At 37.3% G+C, this 17,968-nt stretch carries 16 protein-coding genes and 2 tRNA genes; 13 read left to right on the forward strand and 5 right to left on the reverse strand.

Features of this window, described 5'->3' with window-relative positions; all coding sequences use genetic code 11:
• The first annotated feature begins 27 nt into the window (after positions 1–27).
• The 9 genes from ACI7T6_RS02400 (at position 28) to ACI7T6_RS02440 (ending at position 6,191) form a co-directional block, all read left to right on the forward strand.
• Entirely contained in the window at positions 28–1,410 is a 1,383-nt protein-coding gene (locus ACI7T6_RS02400; RefSeq protein ID WP_404665999.1) for an L-serine ammonia-lyase, read from the forward strand.
• A gap of 85 nt (positions 1,411–1,495) precedes the next feature.
• On the forward strand, positions 1,496–2,239 hold the full coding sequence (locus ACI7T6_RS02405; RefSeq protein WP_404666000.1) for an SAM-dependent methyltransferase: 744 nt from the start codon (positions 1,496–1,498) through the stop codon (positions 2,237–2,239).
• 464 nt (positions 2,240–2,703) lie between these two features.
• Positions 2,704–2,777 (forward strand) — tRNA-Val (locus ACI7T6_RS02410).
• 13 nt (positions 2,778–2,790) lie between these two features.
• Positions 2,791–3,915, forward strand: coding sequence for a hypothetical protein (locus ACI7T6_RS02415; RefSeq protein ID WP_404666001.1), 1,125 nt, complete (start codon positions 2,791–2,793; stop codon positions 3,913–3,915).
• Positions 3,902–4,411, forward strand: coding sequence for a translation initiation factor IF-3 (gene infC / locus ACI7T6_RS02420; RefSeq protein WP_404666002.1), 510 nt, complete (start codon positions 3,902–3,904; stop codon positions 4,409–4,411). Before ACI7T6_RS02415 ends, infC begins: the two co-directional genes overlap by 14 nt.
• Before the next feature lie 29 nt (positions 4,412–4,440).
• Positions 4,441–4,626, forward strand: coding sequence for a 50S ribosomal protein L35 (gene rpmI / locus ACI7T6_RS02425; protein ID WP_404666003.1), 186 nt, complete (start codon positions 4,441–4,443; stop codon positions 4,624–4,626).
• Between the two features lies 1 nt (position 4,627).
• Positions 4,628–4,984, forward strand: coding sequence for a 50S ribosomal protein L20 (gene rplT / locus ACI7T6_RS02430; RefSeq protein ID WP_404666004.1), 357 nt, complete (start codon positions 4,628–4,630; stop codon positions 4,982–4,984).
• Positions 4,985–4,996: 12 nt separating this feature from the next.
• A complete protein-coding gene (gene pheS, locus ACI7T6_RS02435) occupies positions 4,997–6,016 on the forward strand; it encodes a phenylalanine--tRNA ligase subunit alpha (protein WP_404666005.1) in 1,020 nt (339 codons plus the stop codon).
• An 87-nt stretch (positions 6,017–6,103) separates the two neighbouring features.
• A tRNA-Ser gene (locus ACI7T6_RS02440) sits at positions 6,104–6,191 on the forward strand.
• Positions 6,192–6,753: 562 nt separating this feature from the next.
• On the opposite strand, the gene ACI7T6_RS02445 is transcribed toward ACI7T6_RS02440, so the two are convergent.
• Positions 6,754–9,186, reverse strand: coding sequence for a hypothetical protein (locus tag ACI7T6_RS02445; RefSeq protein WP_404666006.1), 2,433 nt, complete (start codon positions 9,184–9,186; stop codon positions 6,754–6,756).
• Between the two features lie 211 nt (positions 9,187–9,397).
• Positions 9,398–10,600 (reverse strand): hypothetical protein, encoded by a 1,203-nt coding sequence (locus ACI7T6_RS02450; protein WP_404666007.1) that lies wholly within the window; start codon positions 10,598–10,600, stop codon positions 9,398–9,400.
• Between the two features lie 597 nt (positions 10,601–11,197).
• On the opposite strand from ACI7T6_RS02450, the gene ACI7T6_RS02455 reads away from it, so the two are divergent.
• Positions 11,198–11,341 carry a hypothetical protein gene (locus tag ACI7T6_RS02455; protein WP_404666008.1) on the forward strand — a complete coding sequence of 48 codons (144 nt, stop codon included), beginning with the start codon at positions 11,198–11,200 and terminating at the stop codon, positions 11,339–11,341.
• Between the two features lie 176 nt (positions 11,342–11,517).
• Complete coding sequence (gene proC, locus ACI7T6_RS02460; RefSeq protein ID WP_404666009.1) at positions 11,518–12,306, forward strand: pyrroline-5-carboxylate reductase; 789 nt, start codon at positions 11,518–11,520, stop codon at positions 12,304–12,306.
• Between the two features lie 21 nt (positions 12,307–12,327).
• Here the strand turns inward: proC and ACI7T6_RS02465 are convergent, their stop codons facing one another.
• Together ACI7T6_RS02465 and ACI7T6_RS02470 are read right to left on the reverse strand one after the other, a co-directional pair.
• Positions 12,328–13,224 (reverse strand): hypothetical protein, encoded by an 897-nt coding sequence (locus ACI7T6_RS02465; protein ID WP_404666010.1) that lies wholly within the window; start codon positions 13,222–13,224, stop codon positions 12,328–12,330.
• A gap of 144 nt (positions 13,225–13,368) precedes the next feature.
• Complete coding sequence (locus ACI7T6_RS02470; protein ID WP_404666011.1) at positions 13,369–13,683, reverse strand: TMEM14 family protein; 315 nt, start codon at positions 13,681–13,683, stop codon at positions 13,369–13,371.
• 56 nt (positions 13,684–13,739) lie between these two features.
• Between ACI7T6_RS02470 and ACI7T6_RS02475 the strand changes: the two genes are divergently transcribed.
• Together ACI7T6_RS02475 and ACI7T6_RS02480 are read left to right on the forward strand one after the other, a co-directional pair.
• A complete protein-coding gene (locus ACI7T6_RS02475; RefSeq protein WP_404666012.1) occupies positions 13,740–14,327 on the forward strand; it encodes a YqaA family protein in 588 nt (195 codons plus the stop codon).
• The gene (locus ACI7T6_RS02480; RefSeq protein WP_404666013.1) at positions 14,324–15,262 is read left to right on the forward strand and encodes an L-threonylcarbamoyladenylate synthase; all 939 of its coding nucleotides are present in this window, start codon (positions 14,324–14,326) and stop codon (positions 15,260–15,262) included. The genes ACI7T6_RS02475 and ACI7T6_RS02480 overlap by 4 nt, the downstream gene beginning before the upstream one ends.
• On the opposite strand, the gene ACI7T6_RS02485 is transcribed toward ACI7T6_RS02480, so the two are convergent.
• Positions 15,259–17,727 (reverse strand): tetratricopeptide repeat protein, encoded by a 2,469-nt coding sequence (locus ACI7T6_RS02485; RefSeq protein ID WP_404666014.1) that lies wholly within the window; start codon positions 17,725–17,727, stop codon positions 15,259–15,261. The genes ACI7T6_RS02480 and ACI7T6_RS02485 overlap by 4 nt on opposite strands.
• Positions 17,728–17,968 lie beyond the last annotated feature (241 nt).

Here is a 17,968-nt window from a genome sequence, read left to right on the forward strand (position 1 = left end):
AATACAACTAAACTTCTAAGAGTTTTTATGGTTAGCCTTTTTCAGCTTTTCTCAATTGGGATAGGCCCTTCAAGTTCTCATACGGTAGGTCCGATGAGAGCGGCGCGTTTATTTGGAAATATGCTGAAAGAAAAAGGCACTATTTGCTCTGTAAAAAAAGTGACAGTAGAGCTGTATGGCTCTTTAGCGATGACAGGAATTGGGCATGGGACAGATAAAGCTGTCTTACTTGGATTAGAGGGAGAGACTCCTGAAGATGTAGATCCTGATATTGTGGAATACCGCACGGCATCTATCTCTCAGCATCAAGAACTGACTCTCATGGGAGAATATCCCATCTCTTTTGATACCAGGCAAGATCTCATTTTTCATAAAGGTAAAAGACTTCCCTACCACTCTAATGCTCTGAGATTTAAAGCGTTTGATCTGGATGACAAGGTTATGATCAATCAACTTTACTACTCTGTTGGAGGAGGGTTTGTTGTTTCTCATGAACATCTTCAGCACTCTAGCGCAGAAGAGAGTATTGATCTCATGCCCTACCCTTTTAAAACGTATCAAGAGCTTCTTCAACATTGTGAGCAAAAGCAGATGATGATCCATGATATCGTCATGGAAAATGAAAAAGCTCTAAGGCCTGAACACCAGGTAAGAGAAGGCATTTTACGCATCTGGGAAGCGATGAATGGCTCAATTGAAAGAGGCTTTTTTCAAGAAGGGATTTTGCCGGGCGGCCTTGAGGTAAAAAGAAGAGCGCCAGGTCTTTATCAGCAGCTCTCCACAAATGGCAATGTCAACGACCCTACAGAGTTTATGGATTGGGTCAGTTTATTTGCGCTTTCTGTGAATGAAGAAAACGCAGCAGGTGGTAGAGTGGTCACAGCTCCAACCAATGGAGCTGCAGGTGTGATTCCAGCTGTTTTAAGATATTATCTAGAATTTACTCCAAATCCTACAGAAGAGGGGATTATTCGGTTCTTTTTAACAGCCACAGCGATGGGAACGCTTTATAAACTTGGCGCCTCTATTTCTGCTGCAGAAATGGGCTGTCAGGGAGAAATTGGGGTTGCCTGCTCTATGGCAGCAGCAGGACTCACATCTGCATTAAATGGAACAAATGGGCAGATTGAAAATGCTGCAGAGATTGGCATGGAGCACCATTTAGGGCTGACCTGTGATCCTGTTGCAGGTCTTGTGCAGATTCCTTGTATTGAAAGAAATACCATGGGAGCCATTCAAGCCATTACAAGCTCTAAACTTGCCTTAAGAGGAGATGGCACTCATAGAGTGTCTCTTGATCAAGTGATTAAAGCGATGCGCCAGACGGGAGAAGACATGAAGGGAACTTATAAGGAAACATCAGAGGCAGGCCTTGCGCTTCATGTCCCAGTAAATGTTCCTGAGTGTTAATTTTTACTCCATAACTACCTTGGGAACTCTCCTAGAACTCTTCCCAAGTTAACCCATAACTTTTTTATCTAGCTAATCTCCTTTCATGATGATGCAAACAGAAAACTCTAGAGCTCTTTCTTTGAAAAAAATCTCAAGGTTTTTATCTATCCTCAAAGAGGGAATAGAAATCCTTTACTACCGGCTTAAAGTGCCCTTTTTTGAGTGGAAAGAGCAAAGATGGGTCAGATTAAACCTCTATCACGATAAAACCTTTAAAAATCTCGACAGCAAGCTTCTAGAGAGCAGCAATCCTTATCTAGAATCTAAAGTGTTTCCTTACGGAGAAACGCCTCTTAGAGCATTTGAGCTGATGGGAAAAAAAGCAAATCTGACAGCTTCAGATGTTTTTATGGATTTAGGATGCGGGAGGGGAAGAGGCGTCTTTTTTCTCTCTACATTTTTTCATTGTAAGGGGATAGGGATTGATCTTACTGCCTCTTTTATGCAAAAAGCAAGGGCGCTTTCAAGGTCTCATGCAAAGAAAAATGTCTCCTTCATTTGCAAAAACTTTTTAGATTTTGATTTAAGCTGCGCAACCTGTATCTATCTCTACGGTATTACCTATTCAGATGAGACACTTAAAATGCTTGAGGAGAAGTTTAAAACACTTCCTCTTCATAGCCGTATTTTAACCATTGATGAGCCTCTTTCATCTTCTCTTACAGGTGCAAATACAAGCTCTTTAACCCCTTCTTTTCAGGTGGAGTTTAATTGGGGGAAAGCAGATGTGTTTTTATATCAAAAAACTGCTCTAGAAGATCCTCAATTTACACTTCAGTTTTCTTAGCAGGGTTAATAGATTAGCGTAAATTTTGGGTTAGATAAAAAATATTTTTGTCTTAATCCAAAACTTATGTGAAGTAAGAGTTTTATAAGAGATAATGCCTATATTTATCCACTTGGTCTTAGAGGCTTTTTGCTAAAGCAGCTAGAGTTTCTTAAGTAGCTAGCTTTAAGGCCTTAGGTAAGGTTACGATGACTATAAAGAGAATGGCTACAATGAGGGGGGGGGGGGGCTTCTAGCGTGCGTTGCATCATCTAAAATCAAAGTAAAAAACATGTTATGATATCAATATTTTATTGATCTGTGATGAGGCGTTTTTATGAGATATGAAATACCATCTGGGGCGCTTAGATAGATTGAAAAAATAATATTAAAAAATATTTTATACCCCCAATGCTCTACTGTTATTTGCATTTAAGTTGTTTTAAAATCTTCCATAAGATAGTATAAAGGTCTCTTTTCTTTACGGGGTATTAGCTCAGTTGGTTAGAGCGCCACGTTGACATCGTGGAGGTCAGCTGTTCGAGTCAGCTATATCCCAAATCAACCAAGACATGACTTTAATTTTAAGTGCTTCTTATCTTCTTCCTATTGCATTGCAAGAACTCTTTCCTAAGATAGAGATCTTGCATGTTGAAGCAACAGAGAGTGCATTTTTTTGTGATTTCATCTTTAATGGAGAATTCACAGCTCCAATTCTCAATCTCTTAGAAGAGAGAATGCGCGCTTGGATTGCCAAAAAAGAGCCGTTTCATTTCATGGAAATGATGGCAAGTAATGGATCGGAGTTTCTAGCTCACCATGGAGATAAAAAACTGAGTCTTGAAGTGAGAAAAGAACAAGGCCTTGTAGCTCTTTTAAGGTTAGACCGCTTTTTCTTTAAAGCAGGGGCTATGCAACCTGAATCTACAGATGATTACCCTTTCATTAAGCTCATCTCTTTTTATCCTTTAAAAACAGGCATTCGGCTGATAGGAACTGGAGCTCTTTCAAAAGATGCGCTCAAAGTTCAAGTGCAAAAACTGAAAAACGTTGAAAATATTCAACAAAAGCTAGAATCCCTTGGGCTTGTGAGCTGGTGCGGAAATACTCTTATTTGGGAAGCTAAGGCAGAGCAGATAAAAGCTTTACTTAAAGCCAATCTTACCCATCTTTATCACGGATTTGAGCCAGTTTTTATTGCCTCTGATGTTGTAAAACCGCTTTTTTTTAAAGAGTGGAGTGAAAAACACTCTTCTTGCGGATTTTTATTTGAGCCGGTAAAACAGGCTATATCTTCTCCTGAACCGTGGTGCAACCCTTTTTCTTGGCACGATCTTAGCTGGGGAAGAGAGGAATCTGTAAATTCGTTCTTGCATATCATCGCGCAATTCCTTAAAATTTTACACTTTGAATATGAAGTGATTTGCACGGGTCTTTTGAAGGTTCATGTGAAAGAAGCCCTTAAGGCGCATTTCCCATCCTTTAAAGAAGTTAAAGGTAAGCCACGCCGCCTTGAGTTTTTTGTGAGGGATCGTTTAGGGCGAAAGTGGCTCATGTCTTCTATCGAATGGGATATGAAATATGATCTCATTCAAATGACAGTGTGTGCTTCATTTGAAAGATGCATAGCTCTGATGATAGAGAGCTTAACAATTGAAACGGTATTGAATAGGTTAAAACTGCTTGAAAAGAAATAAAGAAATTCGCGCTCCTAGAGTGAGAGTAATCGATAAAGATGGTCAGCAACTTGGAGTATTTACGCTGGCAGATGCGATTTATCGCGCTGAACAAGCGGGGCTTGATTTAGTGGAGATTGCTCCTAATGCAGAGCCTCCTGTTTGTAAGATTGTTAATTTTGGAAAATTTCAATATCAACGGACGAAAAAGGAAAGAGAGAACAAAAAAGCTCAGCATCAAGTTAAGGTTAAAGAAGTTAAAGTTAAACCCAATACAGATGATCACGATATTGAAACCAAGTTAAGACATGCCCGGGAATTCATTGCAAAGGGCAATAAAGTCAAAGTAACATGCGTTTTCCGGGGAAGAGAAATGGCTCACCCTGAGTTTGGGGAAAGAGTTGTTAATAAGCTCTGCGAAGAGATGGCGGATATTGCCACTCCTGAGGCCCCTGCAAAAATGTTTGGAAAAACGCTCATTGTAGTTCTTGCTCCTGGCAGCAAGAAGAAAGTTTAAGAAGAAGAAGGATATTAAATATGCCAAAGATGAAAACTCGGAAGGCTGTTTTAGCACGATTTAAAGCGACTGGAACAGGGAAAATTAAACGACGACGTCCAGGAAGACGCCACCTTTTATCAGGAAAAGCTTCTAAAAGAAAACGTCGCTTAAGAAAAAGTACACTTGTAGATACTGGTTTTATCAAGATGTATTCAAGGTTAATGGGAGTATAAAATGGTTAGAGCAACAAATGCAGTTTATAGCAATCGCAAGCGAAAAAGATTGCTCAAACAAGCAAAAGGGTTTGTAGGAGATCGTAAAAATCATAGACGATTAACATCAAATTCTGTCCTTCAAGCGATGGCTTACAATTATCAAGGAAGAAAACTCCGTAAGCGTGACTTTAGAAGTCTTTGGATTAATCGCTTAAGCGTTGGAGCAAATCTTCATGGACTGTCTTACAGCAAGTTCATTGATGGACTCAACAAAGCAAGCTGCTTACTCAATCGTAAGATGCTGACAGAAATGGCAATTGCAGATCCAGCAGGTTTTGCAGCTGTTGCAAGCTGTGTTAAGCTGGCTCTTGTCTAACCCAAGGCGTTTATGAACCCAGATATCGGACAATTAAGAGAATGTTTTCATCAAGAGCTTCTACTTTGTAAAGACTCTAAAGATATTGAGCAATTGAAGGTCCGATATTTAGGCAAAAAAGGGTTTCTCCAAAACCTCATGATCAAGCTCCGTGAGGTTTCTTCTGAGCTAAGACCTGTTCTTGGCAAGGAGGTTAACGATTTTAAATGTGAATGTGAAGATCTTATTCAGCAGCATCTGAAAGATCATCACCATATAGAGCTTTCTTCCCAAATTCTGTCTGAAAAAATTGATATCTCTCTTCCTGGAAGAAAACAGAGGCAGGGGAAGGCACATCCTTTAACTCAGATGATGAATGAAGTCATTGATGTGTTAAAAAACATGGGCTTTTCTGTTCAATACGGACCTGACATTGATACCGATTGGTATAATTATGAAGGGCTAAATTTCCCTCCGGACCATCCGGCAAGAGAAATGCAAGATACATTTTATATCGATCCTCACCATTTGCTCCGTTCACATACATCTAATACGCAGCTAAGAGTCATGGAAAAAACGACTCCTCCGATTCGGATCATTGCGCCAGGAACTGTTTACCGAAATGAAAACATTAGCGCGAGGTCCCATGTCTTTTTTCACCAAATTGAAGGGCTCTATGTTGATAAGAATGTCTCTTTTGCAGATCTTTTTGCAACGATGCAAGAACTGTGGAATAAACTTCTTCATCAAGAGATTAAAACGCGGTTTAGACCCAGCTATTTCCCTTTTGTAGAGCCAGGCCTTGAGGTGGATATTGAATGTACGCAGTGCTCTGGAAAAGGGTGCAGACTGTGTAAAAATTCTGGATGGCTTGAAGTATGCGGAGCGGGTATGGTTCATCCGGAAGTGCTTCGTAATGGAGGGATTGATCCAGAAGTTTATTCAGGGTATGCTTGGGGCATGGGTATTGAAAGACTTGCAATGTTGAAATTTGGGATTACAGATATTCGGTTATTTACAGAGAATGATCTAAGGTTTCTTTCTCAATTTTAAGAAAAATCACAATTTTCTAGTTTTTTAATTCAAATATCACTAAAATGTTGTCCTTCCTAGGAATGCATTTCTTAGGGGTTGTTTTACGGAAGAGTGGCAGAGTGGCCGATTGCGGCTGTCTTGAAAACAGTTGTTGGGAGACCAACCGTGGGTTCGAATCCTACCTCTTCCGCCATTGCAACTAGTTCGAACCCTTGGATTTCTCTAGGGATCTTTTTCAATCATCTATCTAAATATCATTTTCATCTAATTTACACGGATCATCAATATCGTAAGCTTAAAGACAGTGTCTAAAGCAAATTAACGCATTAAAAATCTTTTATTCAATCACAGTATCAAAAAGAGAAAAATATATGGAGCCTTCTATCTGGCCTTTTAGCTTTTTTTAAACTTGATGATAGAGAAGATGACTTTCTTAGAAGGAGCCAATAGTGGTCCCTATATTTGAAAGAGCTCCTCTATGCATTTTTTAGGCACATAAAGGGGGCTTTAAATTTAGGAGCACACTTTTAACTCTAGCTTGTTTTAACGTGCTTAAGAGCTAGAAAATTTTCAGGCATCAGTTCTAGCCAAAAAAAAATGCAACATTTTTTATTACTCCCTGAAAGAGCTAGTAATGACTTAGAGGGCATCAGGTGGTTATGACTCTATGGTGAGCAAGAGTTTTTAACTCTTGCTCTTGGCTGATGAGGGGATAAAAAATGCGTATCTGTTTTTATCCAATCAAACGGATCTTTTTATGAGTCAAGTTGTTGATGCGCCTTGTAAAAATTCACGATTTCTTGATGAGAGGAAGATAACCTATAAGAAGGGTGATTGAGTATATTTTGGATTTCAGATTTTTGAAAAAATTGAGAAGATAAGGTTTTTACCTGGGTCATAAACTCTTTAAAGGGTAAAAAGTTTCCATTAGAGAGCCGAATTTTTTCTCTTTTTTGTAAAAAGGGTGAGAAAAACTTATTGATCAGAAGAAATTCTTCAATATTTGGACTCAGCTCAAATGCCTGTAGATACAGCTCAAAACGGTTTTTTCTCTCTTTACCGGGGATTTGAATGGTTCCATTTGAAGGAAGAGTTTCAGCTAGTGCGCAGTAAGCTTTGACGTGCTTAGGATCGAGTTCAAGCGTTTTTAAGAAAAGGCCCATTTTTTGCATTTTTTCTTTTGAAGACATTTCAACAGTTTTCCCAGAGGGGAGATAAGATCCTAAATTATAATAGAAATTGGCTGTGCGAGGATTTAACCGAATCGCCTCTACTAAAAGCTGCTGTACTCCCATTTTTTTTCCTTGAGGAAGTGTAATGACTTTTCCTGGAGCTAAAGAAAATGCAAGACTTTGATAACTATTCGCAAACTCAGGATTTAACCGAATCGCCTCAAGAAAAAGAGCTTCTCTATCCATGATTAAGGTAGGACTTAGTTGAATTTTTTCTTCAGAAAAGAGAAGAAGCCCTAATTTATAATAGGTGAGATAGTAAGTAGGGTGCTTTTGAATAACGATCTGATACACCTCTTTTTCACTTTTTAGAGTTCCGTCTTCAAGCTTTATAGATTGTCCTGGAAGAAATTGAGAGATAAAATTTTCAAGATTTTGAGGCCGCATCTGTTCTAAAGAAGAGATTCCTTGAGAAAAAGCTCTTCCTAATAGCTCTATTTGATCTAAAGAGACCGTGTCAGATGAGGAGACTGTTTCTGAAACTCTCATGCCTTTTAGAACAAGATCTCTTTGTGTCATAACACTATTATTTAACAGTGTGACTGTTTCTCCTGGCTGAATAACCTTTGAAAGAATAGTGTAATTTTCTTGATGTGTAGGTTCTAAATCAATGACCTTTAATAAAAGATCTTTCCTAGTCATGATGCTCTGATTGGGCAGTGTGATTTTTTCCTCTTTATCTAGAGCCATAGCAAGAAGCTTGTAGGCCTGCGTATGATGGGGATTTTGATCAATGGCATCACAACAAAGCTGCTGAATTTTGGGCTTAAGTCTTTCTACAGTGTTACTCTTTTGATCTAAACGAAGTAAGATGCCAGCTATTTGACATCTCATATCATACGATGCTGGGGAACAAGGGTCTATCTCAATAGCAATTTCATAAAGCTCTCTTCGGTTTAACACTCTGCCATCCAATAGAGTCACCGTTTCTGCAAAAAGATCTAAAGTAAGCCCTAGGTATCTATAGAGCTCTGCATGCTTAGGATTGAGATCAATGGCTTTAATGAATACATCTTGCTGCGTTAGAAAAAATCCTTGAGGAACAGTCAATGTTTTTCCACGGCTCCACTTAAGAGCTAAGGCTAAGTAGCTTTTTGCATGATTAGGATCGCATTTTATTGCCCGGGTAAGTAAGAATTCAATTCCAATCTCTTCTCCCTGTGTAGTTAGATGCACTCCTTCTTCTTCTACAAAAAGAGCAAGTTCATAGTAGGCTTCAGCAAAATCAGGATCTAAACGAATCGTTGTTTCTAATAATGCCTGTTTTATTTTGATTTGAACCCCATTATCCATAGAAACAGTATTGCGATGTAAAATACGGGAATAGTTGTAATACAGCATGGCGTTTTTGGGTTCTTTCTTGAGTTCTTCTTGAAACTCCTCAGGAGAAATTTTTTGAAGATTTTCTAGAGGAGTTTTAGGATTAATCATCAGAGAATAAACAGGGGATTTTCCTTCGTATAGTTTTTCAAGAGCTTTTTTATTATTGATGAGTATCTCATTCATTTCTCGCAGGGTATAATCCGGAAGATAATGCGTGATTAAAGTCTTATCTAAAGGGCAACATTTATCACTTAATGCCTCTTCACCTGTTGAATGGCCGCAAGGAACAAGAGTCACGGCTTTTTTCAGAAGTTCATAAGAGCCAATCGTTTTAAATTTTTCTAATATCAGATGGTGAAAATCATAAACGTCATGGTGACAAAGCTTTGTTAAATCTCGAAATAAAAGATTGGGGATAAATTTTTCAATTTTTAGATTATCAAGAGGGCATTGCTGATTTTGTTTAAACACTTTTTCCGCTGTCTCTTGACTTAAGTGATGGCCACAAGGCAAGAGTGTAACAGTTTGCACTAAAGAACCTGTTGTCACAGGATCTTCCAAGGATTCTTCGATAAGAGTCTTAAAATTTTGAAGCTCTTTTTTTAATTGAAAATTATTTGTAATCGTTGTCATCCCTAACCTAAAAAAGCATTTTTTATTTATATCAAATTTTTTTCTTTTGATGAATTTAATTCAGCTTAAACTCAAATAAAGAACTTTCCTATCTCAAGATAACATGAGATCATCTCAGTTTAGATCATTAATCTCTTCTTTAAATAACAAAAATCTCTATTCAGTGGAGCCCCTTTTAAGTTTTTACCTCAAGAGAATTTTATGAAGCGTTTTAAGATAGATATTGTTCTATTATAGATGCGAAAGGCATATTAGGATCCAAAGCAATTGCTTTCATAAAAAGCTCTTTTTTTGTCACTGAAGATCCATCTAAGAAGGTAACCTCTTCATTTTCATCTAAAAGAAGGCCTAATTCATAATATGCAAGAGGCATATCAGGATCCAAAGCAATTGCTTTTATAAAAAGCTCTTTTTTTGTTATGGAAGGTTTATCTAAAGGCTTAAGAGCTCCATTCTTACCTACAAGAGTAAAAAAATTATCCTTATCTAAAAAAGTAATAATTCCATTTTCATGTAAAAGAAGAGGAGCATTATTCTTATCGTAAAGAATAAATTCTCTATTTCTATCTAAAATAGTAATTTCTTTATTTTTTTCTGAAAAAGCAAGCTTTTGATCCTCATTTAAAACAATAAGAGCTTCATTCTTATCTAAAAGGTTTGCTAAGCAAAAATAGACTTCATTCTCGTTAGGCGTAGGGCCGAGGCTAATCACCTTAAGATAAAGCTCTTTTTTTGTCATTGAAGACCCATTTAATAAGGTAATTTTTTTCTTAGATATAATAGAGGCTAAATTGTAATAAGCTGCAGTCATATTAGGATCAAGATCAATGGCCTTAATGTAACAGTCTTGAACTGACATGCTTTTATTCTTAATCTGTAGATTCCCACCGCTCACATCTAGGAGATATCCTAAATTCAAATAAGTTTCAGCTGATTCACTGCCTTGGTCAAGGAGGCTAAGGTACATATTTTTAGCCTTATCAAAAAGATTAGCTCTATTGAAATCTTGATCTCCTAACTGAATTGTTGTTTGAGTCATAACTAAAGAAGCGTCCAAGTAGATGTAATATGCTGGTATCAAAGGATGGGCGCGAATTTTTTGTAAACATTCAAGTTGTTTAGCATAAAGATGCGCAATAAGATTGATGGATTTCCATTTTACATGAATAGATGTAAAACTAATGGTTTTAATGACAACGCAATATCCAACGATACGGTAAAAAAAAGAGGTGATCGGTTGATAATGAAAAAAAATAGTTTCTAAAGCTTTAAGAAGAGGGAGAGCAACTTTAGCCACTTGATTTAAAGAGCAAAATATTCTCTCAATTTGAGAAAACTCTTTTTCAAATTCAAGAATGTTAACAGATTCTCTTAAATTCCAAAGATGTTCAATATGTTGAGGTGAAATTTGCATTTTTTTTAATAACCTTATATTAAAAATCACGTAATTATTATGATTGTAATCATTTTAATTAATATTTTCAATATTTTTTGTATTTAAATAGTATACATATGAATAGAATTCATTAACAATGCGGGATAATGCAGTATGCATAAAAAATAATTTCCTTATTTTTAGACCCATTGAGGGCAAGATCTTAGCTGTCATGAGATGAATCTTACCCAGCTTAATCGCAATGATTTTTTATAAACATACACTTTCTTAACATTGACCTCCCTATTTTTTATCTCTAGAGGGGAGATTCTAAAAAATCAATGCCCTCACAACAAAAAATACCTAGACTATTTATCAGCCTGACAGTCAGTAAGTTAAAATAAATGACTTAGAAAAAAGGTGTTTTATCCTGGATAAAAGCTTCTTCTTCCATTAAATGCAAAAGAGCTGTGCTCTTTTCAAATAGAGTTTAATTGTAATATTTTTTTATAAAACAATTGAAAAATAAATTTTTAATCGTGTATATCATGATTATAAAGACAGTAAATAAGAGAGCATCTCTTAGAGAAGGTCTGATGATAGATGAATATCCATGATTAATAAGGAGTCAATTCAATGGCTAAAGTTGTAAAAAAACAAGCTGCTGCAAAACCTGTTCGTAAAGTAGCTGTTAAAAAAGTTGTCGCAGCTCCTGCAAAAAAAGCTGTTTCAGCTGTCAAAGCAGCTCCATCTGCTAAGGCTAAAAAAATCGCAAAGTAAGAATTTTTTCTTATATCAAGAGCTGGCATTTAGGTGCCAGCTCTTTTCTTATTGGATCATCACTTCCTCATCTGTAGGCACTTCTTTCATAGACAGCTTATAAGTCAGATATAGATTTTGAAGAGAGGGATTGGTTATAGTATTTTAATAACACCTTTAAAGAGAGAAGAAACCAGATGAAAATTGCCATTATTGGATGCGGATCGATGGGATCAATGTTAGCTAGGCATATTGCGTTAATGCATTCTGTGATCCTTTGTGATAGAAATAAAGAGAAAGGAGAGGCTTTAGCAAAGGAAACCAAGTGCATTTTCTCTCATAGCCCTCAACAAGCAATTGAAGAGGCAGAAGGGGTTATTTTGGCTTTTAAACCTAAAGATTTAGAGGCATTTTCACAGCAGATGGGAAAATGTTTTTTAGAGCGTCATTTCATTATTAGTATTTTAGCCGGAACTTCTCTTTTAACATTAAATCGGTATTTTCCTCAGGCCCAAATTATCCGGGGAATGCCGAATTTAGCCCTAACTTGTGCAAAAGGGGTCATGGGCCTTACAGCCCATTTAACTGTAGATAAGGATATCAAGGAAAAAGCGCACTCTCTTTTTGAAGGGCTTGGCCTGATCACTTGGGTGACAGAAGAGAAGCTAGAAGCGCTTTCTGTTTTAACAGGATCAGCTCCTGCATTTATTTTTGTAATGATTGAGGCGATGATTGATAGTGGAATTGCTTTAGGTTTTTCTAGTCATGAATCAAAACGGCTTGTTTTAAAAACACTAGAGGGATCTGTAGAGCTCCTTTCTCTTACAGAAAAATCTCCTACAGATTTAAAATGGCAAATCACATCTCCTGGAGGCTCTACGATTGCAGGGCTTGAAGTGTTAGAAAGCCGTGCTATCCGGGGTATTATTATGCAAACTTACCAAGCAAGCTTTAAAAAAGTACAAAGCTTTTTGGTAGAGGGATAAAATACAAAAGAGCCACTTTTTTCAAAACCACTGATGTAAAGTTAAAGCAATAGCAGGATCTATTTTTCTCGCCTCTTTCATCTCAGTCACGCTTATTTGAGGAGATAGGGTTTTAAGAAAAAGCGATAAAATGGCAGGCGGGCCATTCACTAGCGGAATGGCTCTTTTAAAATCAATTCCTGGATGCGGATTTTCAAGCCAAGCTTTTTTGAAGACATGAAGTCCTATCCCAATAGCTATACAGCAAACGCTTAAAAGAGTGATAACAAGAGCTGGCCAAGCAACCAGCATTCCTATAGCACATACCACGCCGATGACAGCTCCTAAGACTCCAATTCCGTGCAGTATTTCCTTTTTTTTAGCAGCTACTCTCATGTTAACTAAATCTTCAAATTGGAGCTGTTGCAATTTTTGATCCACATGAGAAGAGCCGTTTTCATCCAGAATATTGACCGTATCAAATTGCAGCTCTTTTTGAAGATAATCAGGGAGTGTTTGCCTGAGCTGGGTAAAGGGTATTTGTTTTAAAAGCGCTCTAGAAGTTTCAAGAATACGGGTTTTTTCCTCTTCATTAAGATGAGAGGGGAAATACCCAATGGATTGCAAAGTTTTATTTTGTTGATAAAGGGCAATGATTTCTGAAAAAAGAGAAATACCACTTCCTATGAGATTAATGGATCCAACAAACTGAAGAAAAGAGAGTCCATTAAGCACAGAAGAGATGTTATTGTAAATATTTGTTGAAATTAAGTAGGAATAAGCCCCCATTTTTTGAATCACGGTTGTAGCATAATTGGTGATATTTGTAGCGCTTTGAGTCAGTTGAAAAGAGTGATCAACAAGTCCTAGAACATGCCTTTCTTTGATGGCACTTCTCAGTCCTTCAAATACGTGTCTTGTAGATATCGGTAATGACATATATCCTCCCTCTCTAATTACTATTTTAATTAAATTATTATTTTAATTATATAGTTTAATGATCAGAAATAGATATAAATAGAGTATTTTTGAATACTAACAGGTAAATCAGGGGGGTATCAAGATAGAGACACCCCCTAGAAGTTATTCTTTCTTTTGTCTCATATAATAGCTAAGAAAAATAAGGACACTCCAACTGAAAAGGCTCAAAGCTCCTGCAGGCAGGAAATGGGCCATTTTAATCCACCGTAAGGTAAAAAATGCACTCAGTATTAAGAGGGTGATAAAAAGCCCTCTATAGGCTAAGAGAGGCTTTTTACGCGTTAAAAAAAGAAAAGAGAGAAGAGAGCCTGTGGATAAGGTTCCCATCATAAGAGAAGCTACGCTTCCTGCTTTGAAATAGCCGATCAAAGATCCTATAAATAGAAGCACTGTGTAAATAAAAATTAAAATATTCATTGTTGATGTTTGCAATCCTTTGACTTTGTATAAAAAAGTGTGTAAAATAATACCTTATGGTAGGAAGTTCTCAAAAAATTTACTTATGGGCTGCTCAAAAAGCACGCCATCCGTTAGCGCCTGTGTGGCTGAGTATGGTATTTTTGCTTGAACTGATTTTATTTATCCCTATGGATGCCATATTACTCTTATTTTGTCTAGAAAATCCCTCAAAAAGATATCTCTATGCCCTCATGGCAACACTTTCTGCGGTAGTGACAGGTGCGATAGGCTACGGACTTGGGTTCATGATGTGGGATGTTTTAAAACCTTATGTGCTAGATCACTTAGTCTCTTCGACGTTTTTTTACCGTATCACCGATTACTATCAAAAGATACAACATATAGCTGTCTTTTTAGGAGCTCTTCTTCCTGTTCCTTATAAAGCAGTCACGTTATCTGCAGGAGTGAGTCACCTGGCTTTTTTTCCTTTTTTAGGAGCGGTATGTGCTGCAAGGTGGATCAGATCTTTTCTCATTATTAAAGCGATTGAAAAATGGGGAGATCAAATTAAGGAATTTATGCATCGGTATTTTCATCATGTCATTTTAGGGATAAGCCTGAAGCTTGCTTTCATTTTATCTTGTTTATGGGCTCTATCATGATGAAACTCTTCCATGCTCACGAAATACCTCAAGCGGCAGAGCTTATGCTTCAGGGAATACCTGTTGCATTTCCTACAGAGACAGTCTATGGCATGGGAGCCCCTTTTTCAGATCAAAAGGCAGTTAACCGTATCTTTACCTTAAAGGGAAGGCCCTTAGATAACCCTTTAATTTGTCATATTGCTCAACTTGATGATCTCTATTTACTCGCAAGAGAAGTTCCAGATGAAGCTCTACTCTTAGCCAACCATTTTTGGCCAGGCCCTTTAACCCTTGTTTTAAAGCGAAAAGAGATTGTTCCTGATTGTGTTACAGGAGGGCTTGATACAGTAGCAATTCGGATGCCTTCTCATCCTCTTGCTCTTGAACTGATCCAGCAGGTTAAAGCGCCCATTGTGGGCCCCTCTGCAAATCAATCAGGAAGACCTAGCAGCACATCAGCTCAGCATGTGATCCATGACTTTCAAGGAAAAGAGTGCGGGGTTATTGATGGAGGCGTTACAGAAGAAGGACTTGAATCCACAGTGGTTTTTTTAGCAGACACTCCTCCTCTTATCTTACGGCAAGGAGCCATTACGCAAGAAATGCTTGAAAAAGTATTAGGATGTGAAGTTAAAAGTGCTAAGGGAGATACGCTAAAAGCCTCTCCAGGGACACGGTATCGCCACTATGCTCCTAGAGCACAAGTGACAATTAAAAGAGACTTTCATGACGTGCATCTCCTTCCTAACAAAAAGTATTTTTTAGCCAGCACTTTAGCTAAAGAAGGGTATCATCACCTTAAGCCCTCTAACTTATATCAGCTATTAAGAAAATCTGATGAAGAGCTGTGTGATGAGGTCGTGATTGTGTGCCTAGATAAAGAGTGGAATAATCTTGCCTTAAGAGATCGTTTACTGAAAGCGTCAGGACACTCATCTCTTTCCTCTTATTAAGGTTTTTGAGACTCAGCAAAAAAAGAGCTTAGTTGTTGAAAAAAGGGATCATCACTCATCTGGCTCAAATCAGCTTTTTCAAAAAAATGAAAAAACAGCTTCTTTATACTACTTTGAAAATCTTGATAGGGTAAGATTTTTCCATTAGAGAGCTGTAGCGGTTCTTTTTTCTTAAAAAAATAAGCAAGAGCTTGACCGATGAGGATAAATTCTTCATAGGTAGGATTGAGTTCAAGAGCCTTTAAATAAAGCTCGGGCTTGCTTTTTTTCTCTCCGTTAGGAAGCTGAATGCTTCCTTTAAGAGGAAGCGTTTCAGCAAGCGCGCAATGGGCTTTAACATGCTGAGGCTTAAGTTCAATTGTTTTTAAGAAAAGACCTATTTTGTGCATTTTTTCTTTGGAGGGGAGCTCTACGGTTTTTCCGATGGGTAAAGAGATGCCCAGCTGATAATACAGATCTCCTTGATGAGGGCTTAACCGAATAGACTCTAATAAAAGTTGTTGCCCATTCATTTTTTTACCCTGTGTTAGTGTAACAACTTTTCCTTTAGGCAATAAAGATCCAAGAGCTTGATAGCTGTTAGCATCTTCAGGATTTAACAAGATAGCTTTTAAAAAAAGCGCTTCTTTATCCATTGTCACTGTAGGACTTAGCTGAATTTTTTCTTTTAAGTCAAGAATATGGCCGAGTCTATAGTAGGGAAGAAAGTAATGGGGATATTTTTCAATAACCATTTGATAAACTTCTTTTTCACTTTTGATAGATCCATCTTCAAGTTGTATTGTTTGTCCTGGGGGAAATCCGTTGATAAAATTTTCAAAGATCAACATTGCATGATGGCCTTGAGCAGAGAGTGCTTTAGAGAAAGTGATTCCTAAAAGCTGAGCTTGATTGATAGAATTCCCATTAGGGAGAGCAATTTTTTCTGAAGAGGGAAGAGTTTTAGAAAGATGAAGCCACCCAAAATCATAGGGTGAATCTATTGCAAGCCCTTTTAAAGAAATTTCCTTTCCCGTCATCACAGTGTCATTTAATAGTGTAATTTTTTCTTCTGAGCCTAAATTTTGTGAAAGGAGAAAATAGTTAACTGAATTGTTAGGATCTAAATCAATGGCCTTTAAAAGTAGATCTTTTCCTGTCATAGAGCTTCCATCAGGGAGCTGTATTTTTTCTTCTTTTTTTAAGGTCCCAGAAAGATATCTATAGGCAGTAGAGAGAGAGGGATTAAGAGAGATTGCATCAAAATAAAGCTGTTGAATTTTAGGCATAACTTCTTGTTCTTTTTTATTTTTTGCACCCCAATTAAACAACACAGCTCCAATTTCACATCTCATATGATAAGATGCAGGAGAGTTTGGATCTAACTGAATAGAGATCTCAAATAGCTCTTTTCGGTTTAATGTTCTTCCATCCAATAAAGTAACAGTGCCTTTTAGAAGATCAAGAGTAAAACCTAGACGCGCATAGAGCTTTGCATGAGGGGGATTGAGGTGAATGGCTTTAATCAAAATATCTCGCCCTGTGATTGAAAATCCATTTTTATCATTAAATCCATTGCACTCACTCCACTCAAGCGCAATTGTAAAATAACTTTTTGCGTGATTGGGATCCCATTGAACGGCTTTACAAAGTAGCTGTAATCCGTTAATGGATCCTCCCTCATGATTTTTGATGTATTTCTCTTTACCTAGACAAAGAGCCAGCTCATAGTAGCCATCAGCAAAGGTAGGCTCTAGCCGAATTAATTTTTCTAAGAGTGCCTGTTTTACTGGGGTAGAAGTGCCATCTTTAACGACTATTGCATCTTTATCTAAGATACGGGAAGTGTTGTAGCACAGCATGGCATTGTCAGGATCATCCACAGATTCTTTTAAAAAATCTTCAAGAGGAATTTTCATAAGATCTTCTAGAGGAGTTTTAGGATTGATCATTTGAGGATAAAAAGAGGGCTTTTCAGCATAGAGTTGAGTAAGAAATTCTTCATGATCAGCTACTTTTTTAGCAATGTCTCGAAGCGTATAATTTGGGGCATGATGAGTGATTTTAATCTGATCTAAAGGGCATAGGGTATCATTTAAGGTTTTAAGCTTTTCTTCCGTTGTTGAATGACCGCAGGGAAAAAGAGTGATGGCTTTTGTGAGAAGAGAGCTAGATCCTATTTCACTAAACTTTTTTCTTAAGAGGTGATCAAAATCATAAACATCATGATGATAGAGATGGGCTAAATCACGGAGTAAAGGGTTGACAATGATAGAATTGATTTTTTGATTATCTAAAGGGCACTGCTGATTTTGTTTAAACACCTTTTCAGCTACCTCTTGACTTAAGTGGTGACCGCAAGGGAAAAGAGTCACAGCTTGATCTAAAGGGCCTGTCATAATGGGATCTTCTAAAAGTTCGAGGACAGCTTCTTTAAACGCATGAAGCTCTCTTTTTAACAGGGTATCTTTTGTAATCACTCTCATAAATCTCCCCAAGAAAATAATTTTTTTGGTTAGCATCATTTTCTTTTAAAGAATTTTAATCAATGTAAAAACGTAAGCGTGTATAGCTCACATTCTATTTACAGGTGAGCTTCTGCTATCCATGAATGAGGATAGGTTTTTAATTAAGGGAGCTTTCAATCAAGTTTTTTTGCGAAAAAACCTCTATATAGATATAGTCATTTCAAAAAAATGAACCCCATTATTACTGTAGGATCCTATC

The sequence above is a fragment of the Rhabdochlamydiaceae symbiont of Dictyostelium giganteum genome, from assembly GCF_964291045.1.
In the GTDB taxonomy this organism is placed as follows: domain Bacteria; phylum Chlamydiota; class Chlamydiia; order Chlamydiales; family Rhabdochlamydiaceae; genus PALSA-1444.